This window comes from Embleya hyalina, assembly GCF_003967355.1.
GTDB lineage: Bacteria > Actinomycetota > Actinomycetes > Streptomycetales > Streptomycetaceae > Embleya > Embleya hyalina.
The window spans coordinates 1-17,089 of the sequence record NZ_BIFH01000046.1; the positions used below are offsets into that span (position 1 = coordinate 1).

11 protein-coding genes are annotated in these 17,089 nt (G+C 71.3%); 9 read left to right on the forward strand and 2 right to left on the reverse strand.

The features are described 5' to 3' along the window. Positions 1 to 280 precede the first annotated feature (280 nt). On the reverse strand, positions 281 to 2,089 hold the full coding sequence (locus EMA17_RS43645; protein WP_126642786.1) for a hypothetical protein: 1,809 nt from the start codon (positions 2,087 to 2,089) through the stop codon (positions 281 to 283). Between the two features lie 73 nt (positions 2,090 to 2,162). Next, positions 2,163 to 3,323 carry a PQQ-dependent sugar dehydrogenase gene (locus EMA17_RS43650; RefSeq protein WP_126642787.1) on the reverse strand — a complete coding sequence of 387 codons (1,161 nt, stop codon included), beginning with the start codon at positions 3,321 to 3,323 and terminating at the stop codon, positions 2,163 to 2,165. Positions 3,324 to 3,417: 94 nt separating this feature from the next. On the opposite strand from EMA17_RS43650, the gene EMA17_RS43655 reads away from it, so the two are divergent. From EMA17_RS43655 to EMA17_RS43695, 9 genes are all read left to right on the forward strand, one after another. Further along, positions 3,418 to 4,377 (forward strand): 2-hydroxyacid dehydrogenase, encoded by a 960-nt coding sequence (locus tag EMA17_RS43655; protein WP_126642788.1) that lies wholly within the window; start codon positions 3,418 to 3,420, stop codon positions 4,375 to 4,377. A gap of 89 nt (positions 4,378 to 4,466) precedes the next feature. Then, positions 4,467 to 6,035: a DUF2079 domain-containing protein gene (locus EMA17_RS43660; protein WP_126642789.1), complete on the forward strand. Its 1,569-nt coding sequence runs from the start codon at positions 4,467 to 4,469 to the stop codon at positions 6,033 to 6,035. 618 nt (positions 6,036 to 6,653) lie between these two features. Continuing rightward, a complete protein-coding gene (locus tag EMA17_RS43665) occupies positions 6,654 to 9,407 on the forward strand; it encodes a putative bifunctional diguanylate cyclase/phosphodiesterase (protein ID WP_160161783.1) in 2,754 nt (917 codons plus the stop codon). Between the two features lie 240 nt (positions 9,408 to 9,647). Then, entirely contained in the window at positions 9,648 to 11,492 is a 1,845-nt protein-coding gene (locus EMA17_RS43670; protein WP_170222350.1) for an acetolactate synthase large subunit, read from the forward strand. Between the two features lie 43 nt (positions 11,493 to 11,535). After that, positions 11,536 to 12,063 (forward strand): acetolactate synthase small subunit, encoded by a 528-nt coding sequence (gene ilvN / locus EMA17_RS43675; protein WP_020556335.1) that lies wholly within the window; start codon positions 11,536 to 11,538, stop codon positions 12,061 to 12,063. Between the two features lie 142 nt (positions 12,064 to 12,205). Beyond that, positions 12,206 to 13,204: a ketol-acid reductoisomerase gene (ilvC, locus tag EMA17_RS43680; RefSeq protein ID WP_126642865.1), complete on the forward strand. Its 999-nt coding sequence runs from the start codon at positions 12,206 to 12,208 to the stop codon at positions 13,202 to 13,204. Between the two features lie 149 nt (positions 13,205 to 13,353). Then, a complete protein-coding gene (locus EMA17_RS43685) occupies positions 13,354 to 13,734 on the forward strand; it encodes a WXG100 family type VII secretion target (RefSeq protein WP_126642792.1) in 381 nt (126 codons plus the stop codon). 2 nt (positions 13,735 to 13,736) lie between these two features. Beyond that, positions 13,737 to 15,893, forward strand: a complete 2,157-nt coding sequence (locus EMA17_RS43690) for a DUF6571 family protein (RefSeq protein ID WP_126642793.1) — start codon at positions 13,737 to 13,739, stop codon at positions 15,891 to 15,893. A gap of 471 nt (positions 15,894 to 16,364) precedes the next feature. Beyond that, positions 16,365 to 16,880: a SigE family RNA polymerase sigma factor gene (locus tag EMA17_RS43695; protein ID WP_218043254.1), complete on the forward strand. Its 516-nt coding sequence runs from the start codon at positions 16,365 to 16,367 to the stop codon at positions 16,878 to 16,880. Positions 16,881 to 17,089: the final 209 nt, after the last annotated feature.

Sequence of the window (17,089 nt, forward strand, 5' to 3'; positions counted from 1 at the left end):
CGGGAACGCACGCCCGGCGAACCCAACTCGACCGCCCTCTCTGCCGGCCGCTGCAGGTCGCTTTTTCGCCGAGCAAAATGCCGGTCTCGCCGAAGGCCCGAAGTCTCGGAGCCCCACGCCGGCGGCGGACCACCACCGACCCGGGCCGGCCCCGCACCGGCCACCCGCAACCGAAAGCCCTCAACCCACCCGAAACGGCCGCGCACGGTCCGACCCCATTTCCGTTCGAGCCCCCGTCGTCCTTTCCCCTTCGGACGACGAGGTCTCGGCGCGTGGTCGTCTACCCCGCGGCCGCCGCGCAGACGTCGGCCAGTTCGTCGAGGGTGCCCTCGAAGTCGGGGGTCAGGGTCGTGAAGACGACCCAGGCCTCCGGGTTGGGGCCGATTCGCTTCGCGAGTCGCGCGAGTGCGGGGCGCGGGGCGGCCTTGGACCAGTGGTTGGTGTCGATCGAGGTCAGGGCCGCCAACGCGAAGCGGACCGGGCGGGCGTGGCGGACGACCTCCTCGCAGTCGATGTCGCCGTCCGCGGCCGCTGTGACGAGCCAGGAGTGCCACTGTTCGAGGGGGCTGTCCCGCAGTCGCTCGCCCGGGGGGCGGCGGTGCTCCGGGACGGGGGGTTCGGTGCGTGGGCCCCGGTCCCACTTGGCGCGCAACTCCCTTAGGGGCGCGGGGTCTTCGGCGGCCAGAGCCGCCTCGGCCGTGGTCCGGATCCGGTCCGGGAACAGGTCGCGGTGGCGGGTGAGGACATCGCGCGCGACCCGGGGGTCGGCGCGCTCCCACAGGTTCAGCACCACGTCGATCCAGTCGATGCGCCGCAGCTTGCGGGCCTCGCAGCGGGGCAGCGCGAAGTCCACCACGGCCGGATCCCCCGACCGGGCCATCGCCTCGTACTCGGCGCTGTACGCCGGAGTCTCCAGAAGCCGCGTGCGCAGATCCGGGTGCATCGGGACAAGGGGCCGCCCAGGTCGCCGGCCGGTGTAGATCTCCCGGCGCAACTCGGCGGTGACCCCCGAGTCGTTGTTCACCAGGAGCAGGTCGAGCGAGTCCTCGCCGAGGTCGCGCAGCCGGGTCGCGTACTGCCGTCCCACATGCTGGTGTTCGGCCAACGCGGCCAACAGCGCGGGGTGGCCGCACCGCAGCGCCGCCTCGGCGACGTGGGTCAGCGGCGGGACGTTGCCCGGGAGCAGCGCGACGGCCGTCGCGTCGTCCAGGTGCGGGATGACGGCGGTGAGTTCGTCCTCGTCCAGACGACGCAGCAGGAAGCCCACCGACGGGCGTACGGCGGCCGGCACCCGGATCGCGGCCTCGCCGGTGTGCGCCGTCGACTCGGCGAAGAGCTCCGGCAGGGTACCCGCGAATCGCCCGAGCGCCCGGGACAGATGCGCCCACGCGGCCGAACTCGTGCCCAGGGTTTCCACGATCATGGGCCGCAGCAGCTCGTGCACGGCCATCTCGCCCGTGACATAGGCGTGTTCGCGCGCGACCACCGCGAGCACCTGGGCCGCGACCCGGGCCGGACGCATCCGGAGCAGGATCTCGCGCGGCGCCGACACCCCGGCCCGCAACGCGGATCGGGCCTGGTCCAGGGCCTCGGTACGGGTCACCGGCGCGTCGGGCGAGTGCAACAGGCTCACGCTCCCCGCCTGGCGCGCGGTGTGCGCGAGGACGGGATGGGCGCGCAACAACTCGACGGCCCGCCCGGCGGATGTGCCGGGCCGCCGCAGCTCCGCCCGCCCCCGATCGAGCCCGCCCGCCGAACCGTCGACCGCGGAGCCCTCACCGCCCGCATCGGCCGGCGCCCCGCCCCCCGGCGACTCGACGTCCGGAGGAAAGGCCCCGGCCACCACCGCGTCGCCCCCGGCCTCGATCAGCAGGCACAGCTGACGTGCCGTCAATCGAGGGTTGGCGGCGGCCCGTACCAGCTCCGCGCCGCTGCCGATCCGGGCGATCTCGGCCACCACCGCGTCCGACAGACACACCTCGTTCGGCATCATCGCGTCGATCCCGCGCAGTCCCGCCAAGCGCGGGAAGACACCCGCCGCGTCGGCTTCGGAAAGCTCGCGCAGCACCAACACCAGGCCCCGGTCCATGTATGTCCTCCCTCGGGCGCACACGCTAACGCCCGCCTCGGACGCCGACCCGAGGCGCCCCGGGGGCCGATCCTCAGCTCAGCACCAGCCGCAGGATCCGGTCGTCGCCCTTCCGGGGCGTGCCCCGGCCGTCGGTCGCACCGGTGACCAACCACAACTCGCCACCCACGGCGACCACGGTGCGCAACCGGCCGTAGCGGCCCTGGAAATACGCCTTGGGCTCGCCGACGGTGGAGCCCAGGATCGGAGCCTGCCACAGCCGTTCGCCCTTGAGGCCGGCCAGGTAGACCACGTCGCCCAGGATCGCGATGCCGCTCGGCGACGCGTCGTCGGTGGCCCACTGGGCGACCGGGTTCATGTACTCGGGCCGGTCGCTCGCGCCCTCCACCTCCGGCCAGCCGTAGTTGGCGCCGGAACGGATCAGGTTGAGCTCGTCCCAGGTGTCCTGGCCGAACTCGCTCGCCCACAACCGCCCGGTGGAGTCCCAGGCGAGGCCCTGCACGTTGCGGTGCCCCAGGCTCCACACCGGCGAGTTCGGGAACGGGTTGCCGGGCGCCGGGCGGCCCTCGGGGGTCAGCCGCAGGATCTTGCCGCCGAGCGAGGATTTGTCCTGGGCCGCCTCCTTCCGCCCGGCCTCGCCCGTGCCCGCGTACAACATGCCGTCCGGGCCGAACGCGATCCGGCCGCCGTTGTGGTTCGAGCCGGCCGGGATCCCGTCGAGCAACACCTCGGGTTGGCCCAGCGGTTGCCCCGGCACGTAGGTCATCCGGACGATCCGGTTGTCCCGATCGGTGGTGAGGTACGCGTAGAGGAAGTGATCGGTCGCGAACTTCGGCGACACCGCGATCCCGAGCAGACCCCCCTCCCCACGATGCACGGAGCCCGGCACCGTCCCGACCGGCACCGGCGGCACCGTGCCCGGCCCGAACCGGGTGATCGTCCCGGTGTCGCGCGAGGACACCAGCGCGTCCCGATCCGGCAGCACCGCGACACCCCACGGCGTGTTCAGGTCCCGGGCCGATTCCCCGGCGACGACCGGCTCGGGCGGCTTGGCCGCGGTCGGCCCGGTCGGCACGTTCGGCGCCCCGGTCCCTGGCACGGGCGGGCCCGAACGCCCGGGCGTGGCCCGGTGATCGGCCGACCCGCCGTCACCTCCGCACGAGGTGAGCCCGGTCGCCAGCGCGACGACGAGCACGAGGGAGGACCAGCCGGCCCTCGGACGCCTACTGCGCACCGGAAACACCACCCACCATCTCGGAACTCCTCGACCCTAATGCGCCCCCGCCCCCCGGCGGATGGATCGCCGTCCGACATCTACAGTTCCTGCCATGGTCAGCGACGGCAGGATCTGGGTCCCCTACAGCCTCGAACAACTCGCCCCCATCCCCGCCGCGCTGAGCGGCGCGGGCGGCGCGGACGGCTCGGGCTCCCGCATCGACGTCTACGACGGAGCCGACGGCCCGGTCCCCGACACCGCCGCCGAGGTCGAGCTGTACGTGCTGCCCTACACGTTCGCCCCGCACACGCTGGAGCGGATCGCGGACATGCCCCGCCTCCGGATGATCCAGACGCTCACCGCCGGCTACGAGCACGTGCTGCCCTACCTGCCGCCCGGCGTCCTGCTGTGCAACGGCCGGGGCATCCACGAGACCAGCACCGCCGAACTCGCCCTCGCCCTGACCCTCGCCGCGCTGCGCGACATCCCGGGCTTCGTCCGCGGTCAGGACGCGGGGGAGTGGCGCTTCGGGTTCTACCCCGCGCTGGCCGACAAACGGGTGTTGATCCTCGGGTACGGCGCGATCGGCGAGGCCGTCGACCGCCGACTCCAGGGCTTCGAGGTGGACGTGGTCCGGGTCGCGCGCACCCCGCGCGACGGCGTGCACGGACCGGTCCGGGCGATGAGCGAACTGCCCGACCTGCTGCCGCACACCGACGTGATCATCCTCACCGTGCCGCTCACCGAGGACACCCGCGGCCTGGTCGACGCCGACTTCCTGGCCCGACTGCCCGACGGCGCGCTGGTGGTCAACGTCGCGCGCGGCCCCGTCGTGGACACCGGGGCGCTGCTCGCCGAGGTGCGGAGCGGCCGGCTCCGGGCGGCCCTGGACGTCACGGATCCCGAGCCGCTGCCCGCCGACCACCCGCTGCGCTTCGCCCCCGGTGTGTTGATCAGTCCGCACGTCGGCGGCAGCTCGTCCGCCTTCCTGCCGCGCGCCCTGCGATTGATCCGTCGGCAGCTCGAACGCTGGTCCGAAGGGGTGACTCCGGCCAACATCGTGCGTCGTTGAGCAACCAAGACCGTTCGATCGCGCTCTGCTGGGACGTGGGGCCGGCACCGATACGGTGTGCCCCGCGCACGCGACCGGGACGGAGAGACATGGACGACAGGGGGATGGCGCACGGCGCTGTTCACGAGCGGTTCGAGGCATCGGGACCGGCCGCGCCGGGCGATGCGCCAACCGCCCCGGCGGTCGCGGAGGGGGCGATCATCGCCCCCCGATCGGGTGAACACGACCTCCGCCTGCGCACCGTGGTCGAGCGTGCCCGGGGCCGGATCGGCCCCGGCGGCCTCCCGTACCTGCTCGCCGCGATCTTCTTCGCGATCTACGCGGCCCACTCGCTGTTGCGCCACCGCCGGATGGAGACGCACGCGTACGACCTGGGTCTGTTCGAACAGGTGGTCCGGTCCTACGCGCACTTCGAGGCGCCGGTGTCGGACATCCGGGCGCCCGGGTTCAACGTGCTCGGCGAACACTTCCACCCGATCCTGGCGCTGCTCGGCCCGATCTACCGGATCTTCCCCGGCGCCGCCACCCTGCTGGTGGCCCAGGCGTTCCTGGTCGCGATCTCGGTGGTGCCGATCACCCGGATCGCCGCGCGCGCGTTCGGCACCCTCGGCGCCGCCGGCGTGGGCATCGCGTACGGGCTGTCCTGGGGCATCCAGTCGGCGATCTCCTTCGACTTCCACGAGATCGCGTTCGCGGTGCCGCTGCTCGCCTTCGGCCTCGACCGGTTCCTGCTCGGCCGGCATGTCCAGGCGCTGGCCTGGTGGTTGCCGCTGGTCCTGGTCAAGGAGGACCTGGGACTGACCCTGGCCGCCGCGGCCGTACCGCTGCTCGTGCTGCGCCGCTGGAGGTTGGCCCTCGTACATGTGCTGATCGGCGTCACCGCGTTCGCGCTGGCGATCTTCGTCCTGCTGCCGGCGATCAACCCCAACGACACCTACGCGTTCTGGGGGAACCTCGACTCGTCCCAGCGCTCCGGCGCCGCCGACCCGTCCACCTCGCTGAGCCAGGTGCCGCTCACCGATCTGGTGATCGAACTGCCCAAGTCGATGGTGTTCCCCAGCGTCAAGTGGATGACCCTGTTCATGCTGCTGCTGCCCACGGGGTTCATCGCGCTGCGCTCGCCGCTGGTGGCGATGATCGCGCCCACCATCCTGTGGCGGTTCACCTCCAGCAACACGTTCTACTGGGGCACCTACTTCCACTACAGCGCGGTGCTGATGCCCATCGTGTTCGCCGCGTTCGTGGACGGCGTGGTGAAACTGCGCGCGTCGCACGTGGACTGGCTGCGGCGCTACGCGGTCAAGGCGGCGATCGTGCCGTTGGCGGTGTCGATGGCGTTCGCGCGCGACTTCCCGCTGATGGACCTGCTGCACAAGCGCACCTGGATGGTCCAGGACCGGGTGCACTCCGCGCACAAGGTGCTCGACCGGGTCCCGGACGACGCCACGGTGTCGGCGACGATGAGCTTCTCGCCGCAGTTGACCTCACGTGCGCGGGTGACCGACTTCCCGACGATCCTGCCCGGTCCGGGTTACGCGGCGATCGAGGTGTGGGGCGACAACAAGGACTGGGCCCGGTACTGGATCGCCTTCCTGATCGGGCAGGGGTTCGCCGAGGTGGCCCGGGAGCCGGGCGCGGTACTGCTCAAGCGGAACTGAGGCGGAGCGGGCGGGCGGTGGAACCGACCCGTTCCCGCGAGACCGCGTCCCCGCCGTCCCGCCGTCCCCGCCGCGAGCCCACCCCGTGAGCCCCGTCCCGCCCCGCCCGTGAGCCCTCCGCGCCGGTTCCGCGCTCGGCCGTCCGAGTTCTCCCGCCGCGCCGCCGGTCGCCGAGTCGGGCATCGGTCGGCGACCCCGATCGAGCCCCGTCGTGCCCTTCGGAGGGGTGCGAATCCGCTCCCGGGGCCCGCGACGGCCCGTGGACGCTCCTTGAAACTCCCAGGTTTTCCCTGATCAGAGCCCCTTTTTCCGCCCAGTGTCGGGACTTTGTCACAAATGCGCGGGAAGGGACTCCCATGCCAGGCATCATTAGTTACTCTGTGTTGAGAAAGACAAGCTCACAGTGACGGGTTGGTGTATCGTCCGAGTCGTGGGGCGTTGAGAGACGCGCACGGTCGGGTGTCGCCCCCCCGTCGCGCCGGCGCCGACCGCCCCGCCTCACGGCTGGGGTGTGAGGGCCGGTGCAGTGCCATGAAGCGCCGTGGCGGCGACTTCGGGCGGAGGGGAGTGCGGAATGCCGGGGGACCACTGCCGGAGTGGCCGAGCCACGACGACCCGGTGCGGCTGCTGATCTTGGCCGACACCCCTGCGCAGCGGCAGTTGAAGTACCTGATCGTGCCGTTGTGCCTCGTGTATGCGATCGGTGCGCTCCAGGGTTGGGGCAATCCGACGCTGTCGCTCGCGATGGGCGACTTCGGCCTGGCCGCCGCCGCGGCCGTGGCGGCGGTCTCGTGTGCGCTCAAGGCCGTGCACGAATCCGGCCGGGCCCGGTTGTCCTGGGCGCTGTTCGCGTTCTCCGCCACGATGGTCTCGCTCGGCAACGGCATCTGGGGCTGGTACGAGGTCGTGCTCGGTGTCCCGGTGCCCACGCCGGGGCCGACCGACGTGATCTTCCTGCTGTTCGCGCCGCCCACCATCGTCGGCCTGCTGCTCGTCGCGCAACGCCCGCGCGGGATCGCGGCCTGGACCTGCATGGCCCTGGACGGCTGGCTGATCGCGGGCTCGCTGTTCACCCTCGGCTGGAGCCTGGCGCTGGCCCGCAGTACCAGCGGGGATCGTTCGGACATCATCAAGATCGTGCTCACGCTCGCCTATCCGGTGCTCGACATCCTGATGATCAGCATGGTCCTCGGATTGCGATTTCGGGCCGGTTCCGGAGATCGCGCGGCGCTGAATCTGGCCCTGGTCGGCCTCGCGGTCACGGTGATGAGCGACGCGTTGTGGACCACCCCCGGGCTGAACAGCGGATATCGCTCCGGAGGGCTGCTCGACGCGGGTTGGTTCGCGGGCAGCCTGCTGCTCGCCATCGCGCCGTGGACGGGCCAGGGGGTCGAGGCGCACGAGCGGCCCCGGCACCGGACCATCTCGATGTTGTCCGCGCTCACCCCCTACATCGCCGCCGCGGTGTGCACCGCCGGTGTGCTCGGCGGCGCGGTGGCCGGCCACGCGCCGGACACGGTGGTGCTCGGGGTCGGCGCGACCGTGCTGGTCACGCTGGTACTGCGGCAGGCCATCACGCTGGTCGACAACGTCTTCATGGCCCAGGAGTTGTCCGCCAAGGAGAGCCACTTCCGCTCCCTCGTCCAGGGCTCCAGCGATGTGATCATGATCGCGGCGAGCGACGGCGTGCTCCAGTACGTCAGCCACGCGGTCCGCCGGGTGTACGGGTTCGAGCCAGAGGAACTGGTCGGCACCCGGCTCGAACTGCTCATCCACCCGGAGGAGAGCGCCCGGGTGCAGCGCGAGTTGCGGGCGTTCCTGGACGGTGCGCTGCCCGCGGGCGAGGCGGACCCCGCGATGGTGCGGGTGGAGTGCCGGATCCGCTCGGCGGGCGGCACCTGGCTGCACACCGAGTCGGCGGTCAACCGCTACGGCGACGGGCTGATCTTCAACAGCCGCGATGTCACCGACCGGATCAAGTTGCAGACCCAGCTCGAACACGACGCCTTCCACGACCGGCTCACCGATCTGCCCAACCGGGCCCTGTTCGAGGACCGGATCCAGCACGCGCTGGCCCAGCGGCGCGGGGTCACCCCCACCATCGCGGTGTTGTTCGTGGACCTGGACGGGTTCAAGGCGGTCAACGACAACTACGGGCACACCGCGGGGGACGAACTGCTCGTCCAGGCCGCGCGCCGGCTGGAACACGCGGTCCGGATCGGCGACACCGTGGCCCGGTTCGGCGGCGACGAGTTCGCCGCGCTCCTGGTCGGCGACCCGAGTCCGCGCGCGATCCGCGAGATCGCCGAGCGGTTGTTGTCCACGCTGTCCTCGCCGTACCGGATCGCCGACGGCGAGGTCCGGGTCGCGGCCAGCATCGGAATCGCCTTCTCCGCGCCCGGGATCGCCCCGGCCGACCTGATGCGGCACGCCGACGCCGCGATGTACCGGGCCAAGGACGGCGGCAAGGGCCGCGTCGAGGTCTACACCCCGGACATGGACGCCGACGTCGAACGCCGGGCGGCCCGGGCCGCGGGCCGCCGACGGGTGGACCGCGACGGACGGCTGGCCGTGTCGTACCAGCCGGTGGTGGACCTGGACACCGGCCGGGTCCACGACGTCGAGGCGGCGCTGTGCCGCGTCGAGGACGGCGCGGTGCCCGCCCGGGCCGACCACGTGCGGTTGACCGCGGGGGTCGACGGGCGGCTGTCACCGGTGGGTCGCCGCCTCCTGGAGGAGAGCGCGCTCGCCGCCGCGACCTGGCGCGCGGGCGGCCACGAGATCGGCGTCACGGTCGGGCTCGCCGCCCGCCAGCTCACCGGTCCGGGCTTCCTGGAGGTGCTGGAGGAGACGCTGCACACGGCCGATCTGCCGGCCACCGCGCTCACCCTGGAGATCATCGACAACGTACTGCCCGACGGCGACGAGTTGTTGCTCGGTCGGATCGCGGTGCTGCGGCGGCTGGGCGTGCGGTTGTCGCTGGACGACTTCGGCACCGGCCACTCCTCGCTGACCTACCTGCGCCGGCTGCCGGTGGACGCGCTCAAGATCGACCGCTCGTTCGTCGCCGAGGTCGGCACGTGTCCACACCTGACGGTGCTCACCTCGACGATCGTGCGGCTCGGCCTGGAATCCGGGCTGACCCTGGTGGCGGCGGGCATCGACAGTCACGCGCAGGTCGACATACTCCGCGAAATGGGCTGTCAACGGGGCCAGGGCACATGGTTCCACCCGGCGGTCCCCGGCGACGCCATCTTCGACGTCCTGGGCCAAACCCCCCTGGGCAACAGCGCCGTCCGAGGCCCGAGACCCGACCCCCTCCCGGAAGCCCGCACCCCCCTGCCGGTCCAGGTCCCCCGCCCCCAGACCTGACCTTCGCGGCTCTGCCCGACACCCGTCCCCGTCTCCCACCGCGCCCCGCCGCCCGTGCCCCCTCGCCGGCCTGCGAGCTTGATCAAATCTGGACATCGAGTCTCGCATGGTGAGACGTGCGAGAGCCCGGCTTGACACGTATACCGGCGCAGAGGGAGAGTCGCGGGCATGCAGACCCGAATCCTCGTACTTGAGAAGCGCGTGAACTGACCACCGAGTCGGTTCGCGCGCCCCCCTCGCTTGCCTAACGGCACGGGGGGTTTTTTTGTTGCAGTCCGACGGGTCCGGGCCTCGCGCCCCACTCGATATGCCGACTTCAGATCGAGAAGAGACGACAGCATGACCGATCAGGTGACAGGAGCCCAAGCGCTGATCCGCTCCCTGGAAGCCGCAGGGGTGGACACGGTCTTCGGCATTCCCGGGGGCGCGATTCTTCCCGCCTACGATCCGATGATGGACTCGACGAAGGTGCGCCACGTCCTGGTCCGGCACGAGCAGGGTGCCGGCCACGCCGCCGAGGGATACGCCCAGGCCACCGGCAAGGTCGGGGTGTGCATGGCCACCTCCGGCCCCGGCGCGACCAACCTGGTGACCCCGATCGCCGACGCGCACATGGACTCGGTGCCGATCGTCGCCATCACCGGCCAGGTGGCCAGCGCCGCGATCGGTACGGACGCCTTCCAGGAGGCGGACATCTGCGGCATCACGATGCCGATCACCAAGCACAACTTCCTGGTCACCGATCCGGCCGAGATCGCGCCCACCATCGCCGCGGCGTTCCACATCGCCTCCACCGGCCGGCCCGGCCCGGTCCTGGTCGACATCTCCAAGGACGCCCTCCAGGCGACCACGGACTTCGTCTGGAACGGCACCCCCGAACTGCCCGGCTACCGCCCGGTCACCCGGCCGCACGCCAAGCAGATCCGCGAGGCCGCCCGGCTGCTCGGCGAGGCCAAGCGCCCGGTCCTGTACGTCGGCGGCGGCGTGCTCAAGGCACACGCGTCGGCCGAGCTGAAGATCCTCGCCGAGCTGACCGGCGCACCCGTGGTCACCACGCTGATGGCGCTCGGCGCGTTCCCGGACAGCCACCCGCAACACCTGGGCATGCCCGGGATGCACGGCACCGTCGCCGCGGTCACCGCGTTGCAGAAGTCGGACCTGATCTTCGCCCTGGGCGCCCGCTTCGACGACCGGGTCACCGGCCGGCTGGACACCTTCGCGCCGCACGCCACCATCGTGCACGCGGACATCGACCCCGCCGAGATCTCCAAGAACCGCACCGCCGACGTGCCGATCGTCGGCGACGCCCGCGAGGTGATCGCCGACTTGGTGGTCGCGGTCCAGGCCGAGCACGAGGCCGGCCGGTTCGGCGACTACCAGGAGTGGTGGACCGCGCTGAACCGCTGGCGCGACACCTACCCGCTGGGCTACGACCTGCCGGCCGACGGCTCGCTGTCGCCGCAGCTGGTGATCGAGCGCCTCGGCGCGATCTCCGGCCCGGACACGATCTTCGCCTCGGGCGTCGGGCAACACCAGATGTGGGCCTCGCAGTTCATCCGCTACGAGAAGCCGTACACCTGGCTCAACTCCGGCGGCGCCGGGACCATGGGCTACTCGGTGCCCGCCGCGATGGGCGCCAAGGCCGGCATGCCGGACACCACGGTGTGGGCGATCGACGGCGACGGCTGCTTCCAGATGACCAACCAGGAACTGGTCACCTGCGCGGTCAACGACATCCCGATCAAGGTCGCCATCATCAACAACGGCACCCTGGGCATGGTCCGCCAGTGGCAGACGCTCTTCTACAACGAGCGCTACTCCAACACCGACCTGCAGAGCCGCCGGCTGCCCGACTTCGTCAAGCTCGCCGAGGCGATGGGCTGCGTCGGACTGCGCTGCGAGAGCCCGGACCAGCTGGACGAGACCATCCACAAGGCGATGTCGATCAACGACGCGCCCGTGGTCATCGACTTCGTCGTCCACCAGGACGCGATGGTGTGGCCGATGGTCGCGGCCGGTTCCTCCAACGACGAGGTCATGGCGGCGCGCGACGTGCGTCCCGACTTCGGCGACTCGGACGACTGAACAGGCCGACAGGGCATCAGGAAGGCATAGGAGTCCAGCGATCATGTCCAAGCACACCCTCTCGGTCCTCGTCGAGAACAAGCCCGGTGTCCTCGCCCGGATCACCGCACTGTTCTCGCGCCGGGGCTTCAACATCGACTCGCTCGCGGTCGGCACCACCGAGCATCCGGACATCTCCCGGATCACCATCGTGGTCAGCGTGGTCGAGGAACTGCCGCTGGAGCAGGTGACCAAGCAGCTGAACAAGCTGGTCAACGTGCTCAAGATCGTCGAGCTGGACCCGCCCGCGTCGGTGCAGCGCCAACTCCTGCTGGTCAAGGTGCGCGCCGACCACGAGACCCGCTCGCAGGTGGTGGAGATCGTCCAGCTCTTCCGCGCCAAGACCGTCGACGTCTCGCCGGAGGCGGTCACCGTCGAGGCCACCGGCGGCCCCGACAAGCTCGCCGCGATGTTGCGCATGCTGGAGCCGTTCGGCATCAAGGAACTCGTCCAGTCCGGCGTCGTGGCCATCGGTCGCGGCGGCCGCTCGATCACCGACCGCTCGCTGCGGTCGGTGGAGCGCTCGGCCTGACACCGGCTCGGCCGGACCCCGTACCCCCGGTCCGGCACGGTCCACATTGCAGACCGCGGACCCGCGCCCCGCTCGTGATTTGGGAAGATGACGAGCGGGGCGTGGCCCCCCGGAAACACCCGTCTTGAAGGAGAACCCCGAAGTGGCCGAGCTGTTCTACGACGACGACGCCGACCTGTCCATCATTCAGAACCGCAAGGTCGCGGTGCTCGGCTACGGCAGCCAGGGCCACGCCCACGCGTTGTCCCTGCGGGACTCCGGCGTCGACGTGCGGGTCGGTCTGCTGGAGGGCTCGAAGAGCCGGACCAAGGCCGAGGAGGCCGGTCTGCGCGTGGTCACCCCCGCCGAGGCCGCCGCCGAGGCGAGCGTCATCATGATCCTCACCCCGGACCCGGTCCAGGCCAAGGTCTACGCCGAGGCCGTGGAGCCCAACCTCCAGGACGGCGACGCGCTGTTCTTCGGGCACGGCTTCAACATCCGGTTCGGCTTCATCAAGCCGCCGGCCAACATCGACGTGTGCATGGTCGCCCCCAAGGGCCCGGGCCACCTCGTGCGCCGGCAGTACGAAGAGGGTCGCGGCGTGCCGTGCATCGTCGCGGTCGAGCAGGACGCGTCGGGCGAGGCCCTCGCGCTCGCGCTCTCCTACGCGAAGGGCATCGGCGGCACCCGCGCCGGCGTGATCAAGACCACCTTCACCGAGGAGACCGAGACCGACCTGTTCGGCGAGCAGGCGGTGCTCTGCGGCGGCGCCTCGGCGCTGGTCAAGGCGGGCTTCGAGACCCTGGTCGAGGCCGGCTACCAGCCGGAGATCGCCTACTTCGAGTGCATGCACGAGCTGAAGCTGATCGTCGACCTCATGTACGAGGGCGGCCTGGAGAAGATGCGCTGGTCGGTCTCCGAGACCGCCGAGTGGGGCGACTACATCACCGGCCCCCGGATCATCACCGCCGACACCAAGGCGGAGATGAAGAAGGTCCTCGCCGAGATCCAGGACGGTTCGTTCGCGACCGCGTGGATGGCGGAGTACGAGGCGGGTCTGCCCAAGTACAAGGAGTACGTGAAGGCGGACGCCGAGCACAAGCTGGAGACCACCGGCAAGGAACTGCGCAAGATGATGAGCTGGGTGACCAACGAGGCCTGATCCTCGACGAGTTGCCCGCCACGCGGCGGCACGGGTGCCCCGGACCGGATCGGTTCGGGGCACTTTCCGGATCGGGCCCCCGTCGTTCACGCGGGCTTCACCACGCGACGGTTTCGAGCGCCATCCCATGATCGCTTGACTCGGCGATCATGAGTGATCCCTCCAAGATCCGGACCGTCCTGAACCCCGGTATGCCGCAGAGCGTGATCCCGCCCGGCAACGGCGGCACCACCGGCCCGAACGACAAGACCAAGGTCGAGGCGCAACAACTGCGCACCTCCGCCAAGACGTTGCACCTGACCGCCGGCGAGGTGAACACCGTGCGGTCGGTGCCGGACGCGCTCGGCGCCAGGACCGCGTGCGCCGGTTGGCGGTTGGCCGCCCCGCTGACCACCGCACGGTGGAAGGACCAGATCGCGCGGCTGACCGCCGATCTGGGCGAGATCTCCGAGGGTCTGTACTCGATCGCCGACAACTACGACCGCAACGAACACGCCGTCACCATCTCCCTTGCCGGGAAGGTGGGTTGACCGTGGTCGACTTTGCCCGGCTGCGCGACCTGCGGATCGAGGCGCTGCGCGAATCGGCCCAGGAGTTCTACGACTTCGCGTCCTGGCTGGACCACAACCAGCAGCTGATCCGGGTCGACGCAAGGGCGTTGACGGTGACCGGACAGTGGGACGGCCCCTCCGCCAAGGCCACCCTCGCCCGATACCGGGGCCTGGACGAGGTGTTCGAGGGCGGCAAGACCGAACTCCGGGCGATCTGCGCGATCCTGCGCGACGCGGCGGACGACATCGGCGGGGCGAAGAAGCGACTGACGGACGCCATCGCCGACGCCCGGGCCCACGAGTTGACGGTGGGGAACGACGGCTCGCTCACGTGGGGACCGCTCGAGCAGCAGGGCCATCAGCCGGATCCGCAGGACATCGAGGCGCACACGAACAGGATGCGGGGACTGGCGGAGGAGTTCCGGCACAGGTTCGCGAGCGCGCTCGACGACGCGACCGACGCCGACGCACGTGCCGCCTCGGCGCTCACGGGCGACATCGGCGCCGACGGCACCTCGTTCAACGCGAACGCGGTCGGCGGCGGCGAACTGCCCGACTCGATCCGTGCCGCGGAGTTGGCCAAGCGGGTCGACTCGCTGACGCCCGAGGAGGTGGAGGAACTGCGCAACCTGCTGCACGGCAACGAGAAGTCGTCGATCTTCGCCACCAACCTGCTGAACACCCTCGGTCCCGAAGGGCTGTTGCACCTGGAGACCGACGTGGTGAACAAGGGCCGGAACGGGACCGGCGTCGACATCCCCGAATCCACCATCGCCGAGCTGCGCGCGATCCAGGACTCGCTGGGCGCCAACCTGGCCACCGCCACGCGGTCCACCGAACGGCCGCACGTCACGCAGACCTGGATCGACGGGCTCAAGGCGGCCGGCCGCGAGTCGTACGAGCTCCGGGACATCCCCACGCACCACCTCGCCGGGTACCAGCTGATCGGCAACTGGCTGCACCGGGGCGACTGGGACACGCGGTTCCTCGCCGACGTGGGCAAGGACATGGTCGCCTTCGACCGGGACGGCTACCACCCGCACGAGCCCGTCCCGCTGACGTCCGACCGGTTCCCGGTGTTGGCGGCGGCGATGGGACCCGACGGGCACGACCTCGATCAGCTGTCCGGTCTGATGCACGCGCTCGGCCGCGATCCGAGCGCCGCCGAGCAGGTCTTCGACCCGAAGTCGGGCGACAACCTGCACTACCTGATGAAGCGGCGGGACTGGGGCAACGAGACCGGACCCGGCTCGCCGGCCGACCTGTTCGGCCAGGCCTTCGAGGCCGCCGCCACCGGGCATCCGGCGGGCGCGACCGCGGGCGGCGCGCACACCGAGGCGGGCGCGCGGATCTTCGCCGACGCGATGCACACCGTGGGACAGGAGGGCCCCGGCGGGCACTTCGCCGACTACCGGGACAGCGTCACCAACGCGGTGGCCTCGTACATGCCCGACATCCACAACGAGTTGCGCAACGACCGCGCGGGCGGATCCCCGGGCCCGGACCCGCTGTTCCCGAACTCGGGGGAGGCTCGGGCCGCTTTCCTCGGCGGCACCCCCGACCACGACCTGATCCGCACGATGGCGGTCCTCGCCGAGGACCCCGGGGCGTTCCGGCGGATGGCCGACGCCGAACACGCCTTCATCGCGGTCGGCCTGGAACGCATCTCGACCGGCAACCCGCCGGCCGGCATCTCCGCCGATCAGCATCTGGCCGACTCGGCCCAGGTGGTCGGCATGCTGGACGAGGTGCGCACCGAGGCGATGCGGCACCAGCAGGTGGTCGCCGACGAGGAGTACAACGACCGGACCACCTGGACCGGCAAGGGCGCCGCCAACGTGGTCGCCGGCGCGGTCAAGACGAGTCCGCTGCCGACCATGGTCGCCGAGCCGCTGTCCCGGGTGGTCACGCTGACCGCCGACTACGCCGCGCAGAACAGCCAGGTGGACACCTCGGCCCAGGCCGACCGCGAGATCGCCGACCAACACGCGTGGGGGCGCGGCTACATGCAGCAGATCGCCGCCGACTGGGCCCACACGCACGGTCGGGACGACGAACTGCCCGGCTACGACACCACGTCGAACATCAACTTCACCGTCGGCAAGGACCGGGCCCGGGAGGCGATGGGCCGGCCGTGAGGGCGATCCGCCCGACCGCGCGCCCGGGCGCAACCCCCGCGCGCCGGCGCGCGTGTGCACCGTACCGGACGTGTCACACGGCCCGGCAGGGTGAGTGACGGGGGATGCACGACCATGACCGAGGAGGAGGCGATCGCCGGTGTGTTCGGCGCGTTCGAACGTGATGTGGGTCGCCTCCTCGCCGCCGCTCCGGGCGCCGGGCGCCCCTCGATCCGAGCGCTGTGCGCCCGGCGCGGGCACGTCCGCCGGATGTGGCTCGGCGCCGGTCTGACGGTGGCGCTGGTATGCGTCGCCGGGACTCGGCTGGTCGGTACACGGAACCGATCACCGCTTCGCGTGCGTGGGTGGGGGAGAGAAACCCGGGCCGGGGATTCGGCGACCCGAACCGGGATCGGATGCCCGCCCGGGGCCGGATAAAGTACCGGGTCACGGCAGGACGAAACACGCCGCGACGGGACGCGGGGGAACACAATGGGACGGGACAAGGGCGATCGCCCCGATTTCGACGTGTTCTACGCGGAGAGCCACGGCGCCCTGGTCGCCCACCTGTACGCGCTGACCGGGGATCTCGGCGAGGCCCAGGAGGCCGCGCAGGAGGCGTACATCCGGGCCTGGAAGGACTGGGACCGGATCAGCTCGTACGAGAACCCGGTCGCGTGGATCCGGCTCGTCGGCCAGCGCATCGCGGTCAGCCGCTGGCGGCGCACCCGGACCGCGCTCAAGAGCTGGATCCGACACGGTCCGGACCGCGACCTGCCCGCGCCCGGCCCCGAATCGGTCGCGCTGGTCACCGCGTTGCGGCAGATCCCCGAGGCGCAGCGGCGCGCGGTGGTGATGCACCACATGGGCGGTCTGTCGGTGGCCGAGATCGCCGCGCACGAGGGGGCGCCGGAGGGGACCATCAAGGCCCGCCTCTCGCGTGGCCGAGCCGCGCTCGCGGGGCTGCTCGCGGACGGCTCGGAAGCGGTCCGGACCGGGCGGTCCTGAACCCGTGTGCGAACCCCGCGTCGAACCCGCGTGCGCGTCGGGTGTCGGTGCGCGCCGGCCGGGCGCCGTGCCGGGGCGCGCGCGGGGGACCGTCGCCCGCGCGATCCGGATGCGTCGAAGCCGGCGGATCCGGGAAACCCGAAGGAATTGGCCTCCGGTTCACATGCCACCGGCGTATTCGAGGCAGCATGCTTGAACGAGGCAGTGCT

Excerpts from the sequence above, each read along its gene's own strand:
- EMA17_RS43695 (WP_218043254.1), top strand. The coding sequence starts at position 16,365 with ATGGGACGGGACAAGGGCGATCGCCCCGATTTCGACGTGTTCTACGCG.
- EMA17_RS43655 (WP_126642788.1), top strand. The coding sequence starts at position 3,418 with ATGGTCAGCGACGGCAGGATCTGGGTCCCCTACAGCCTCGAACAACTC.
- ilvN (WP_020556335.1), top strand. The coding sequence starts at position 11,536 with ATGTCCAAGCACACCCTCTCGGTCCTCGTCGAGAACAAGCCCGGTGTC.
- EMA17_RS43645 (WP_126642786.1), bottom strand. The coding sequence starts at position 2,089 with ATGGACCGGGGCCTGGTGTTGGTGCTGCGCGAGCTTTCCGAAGCCGAC.
- EMA17_RS43660 (WP_126642789.1), top strand. The coding sequence starts at position 4,467 with ATGGACGACAGGGGGATGGCGCACGGCGCTGTTCACGAGCGGTTCGAG.
- EMA17_RS43685 (WP_126642792.1), top strand. The coding sequence starts at position 13,354 with ATGAGTGATCCCTCCAAGATCCGGACCGTCCTGAACCCCGGTATGCCG.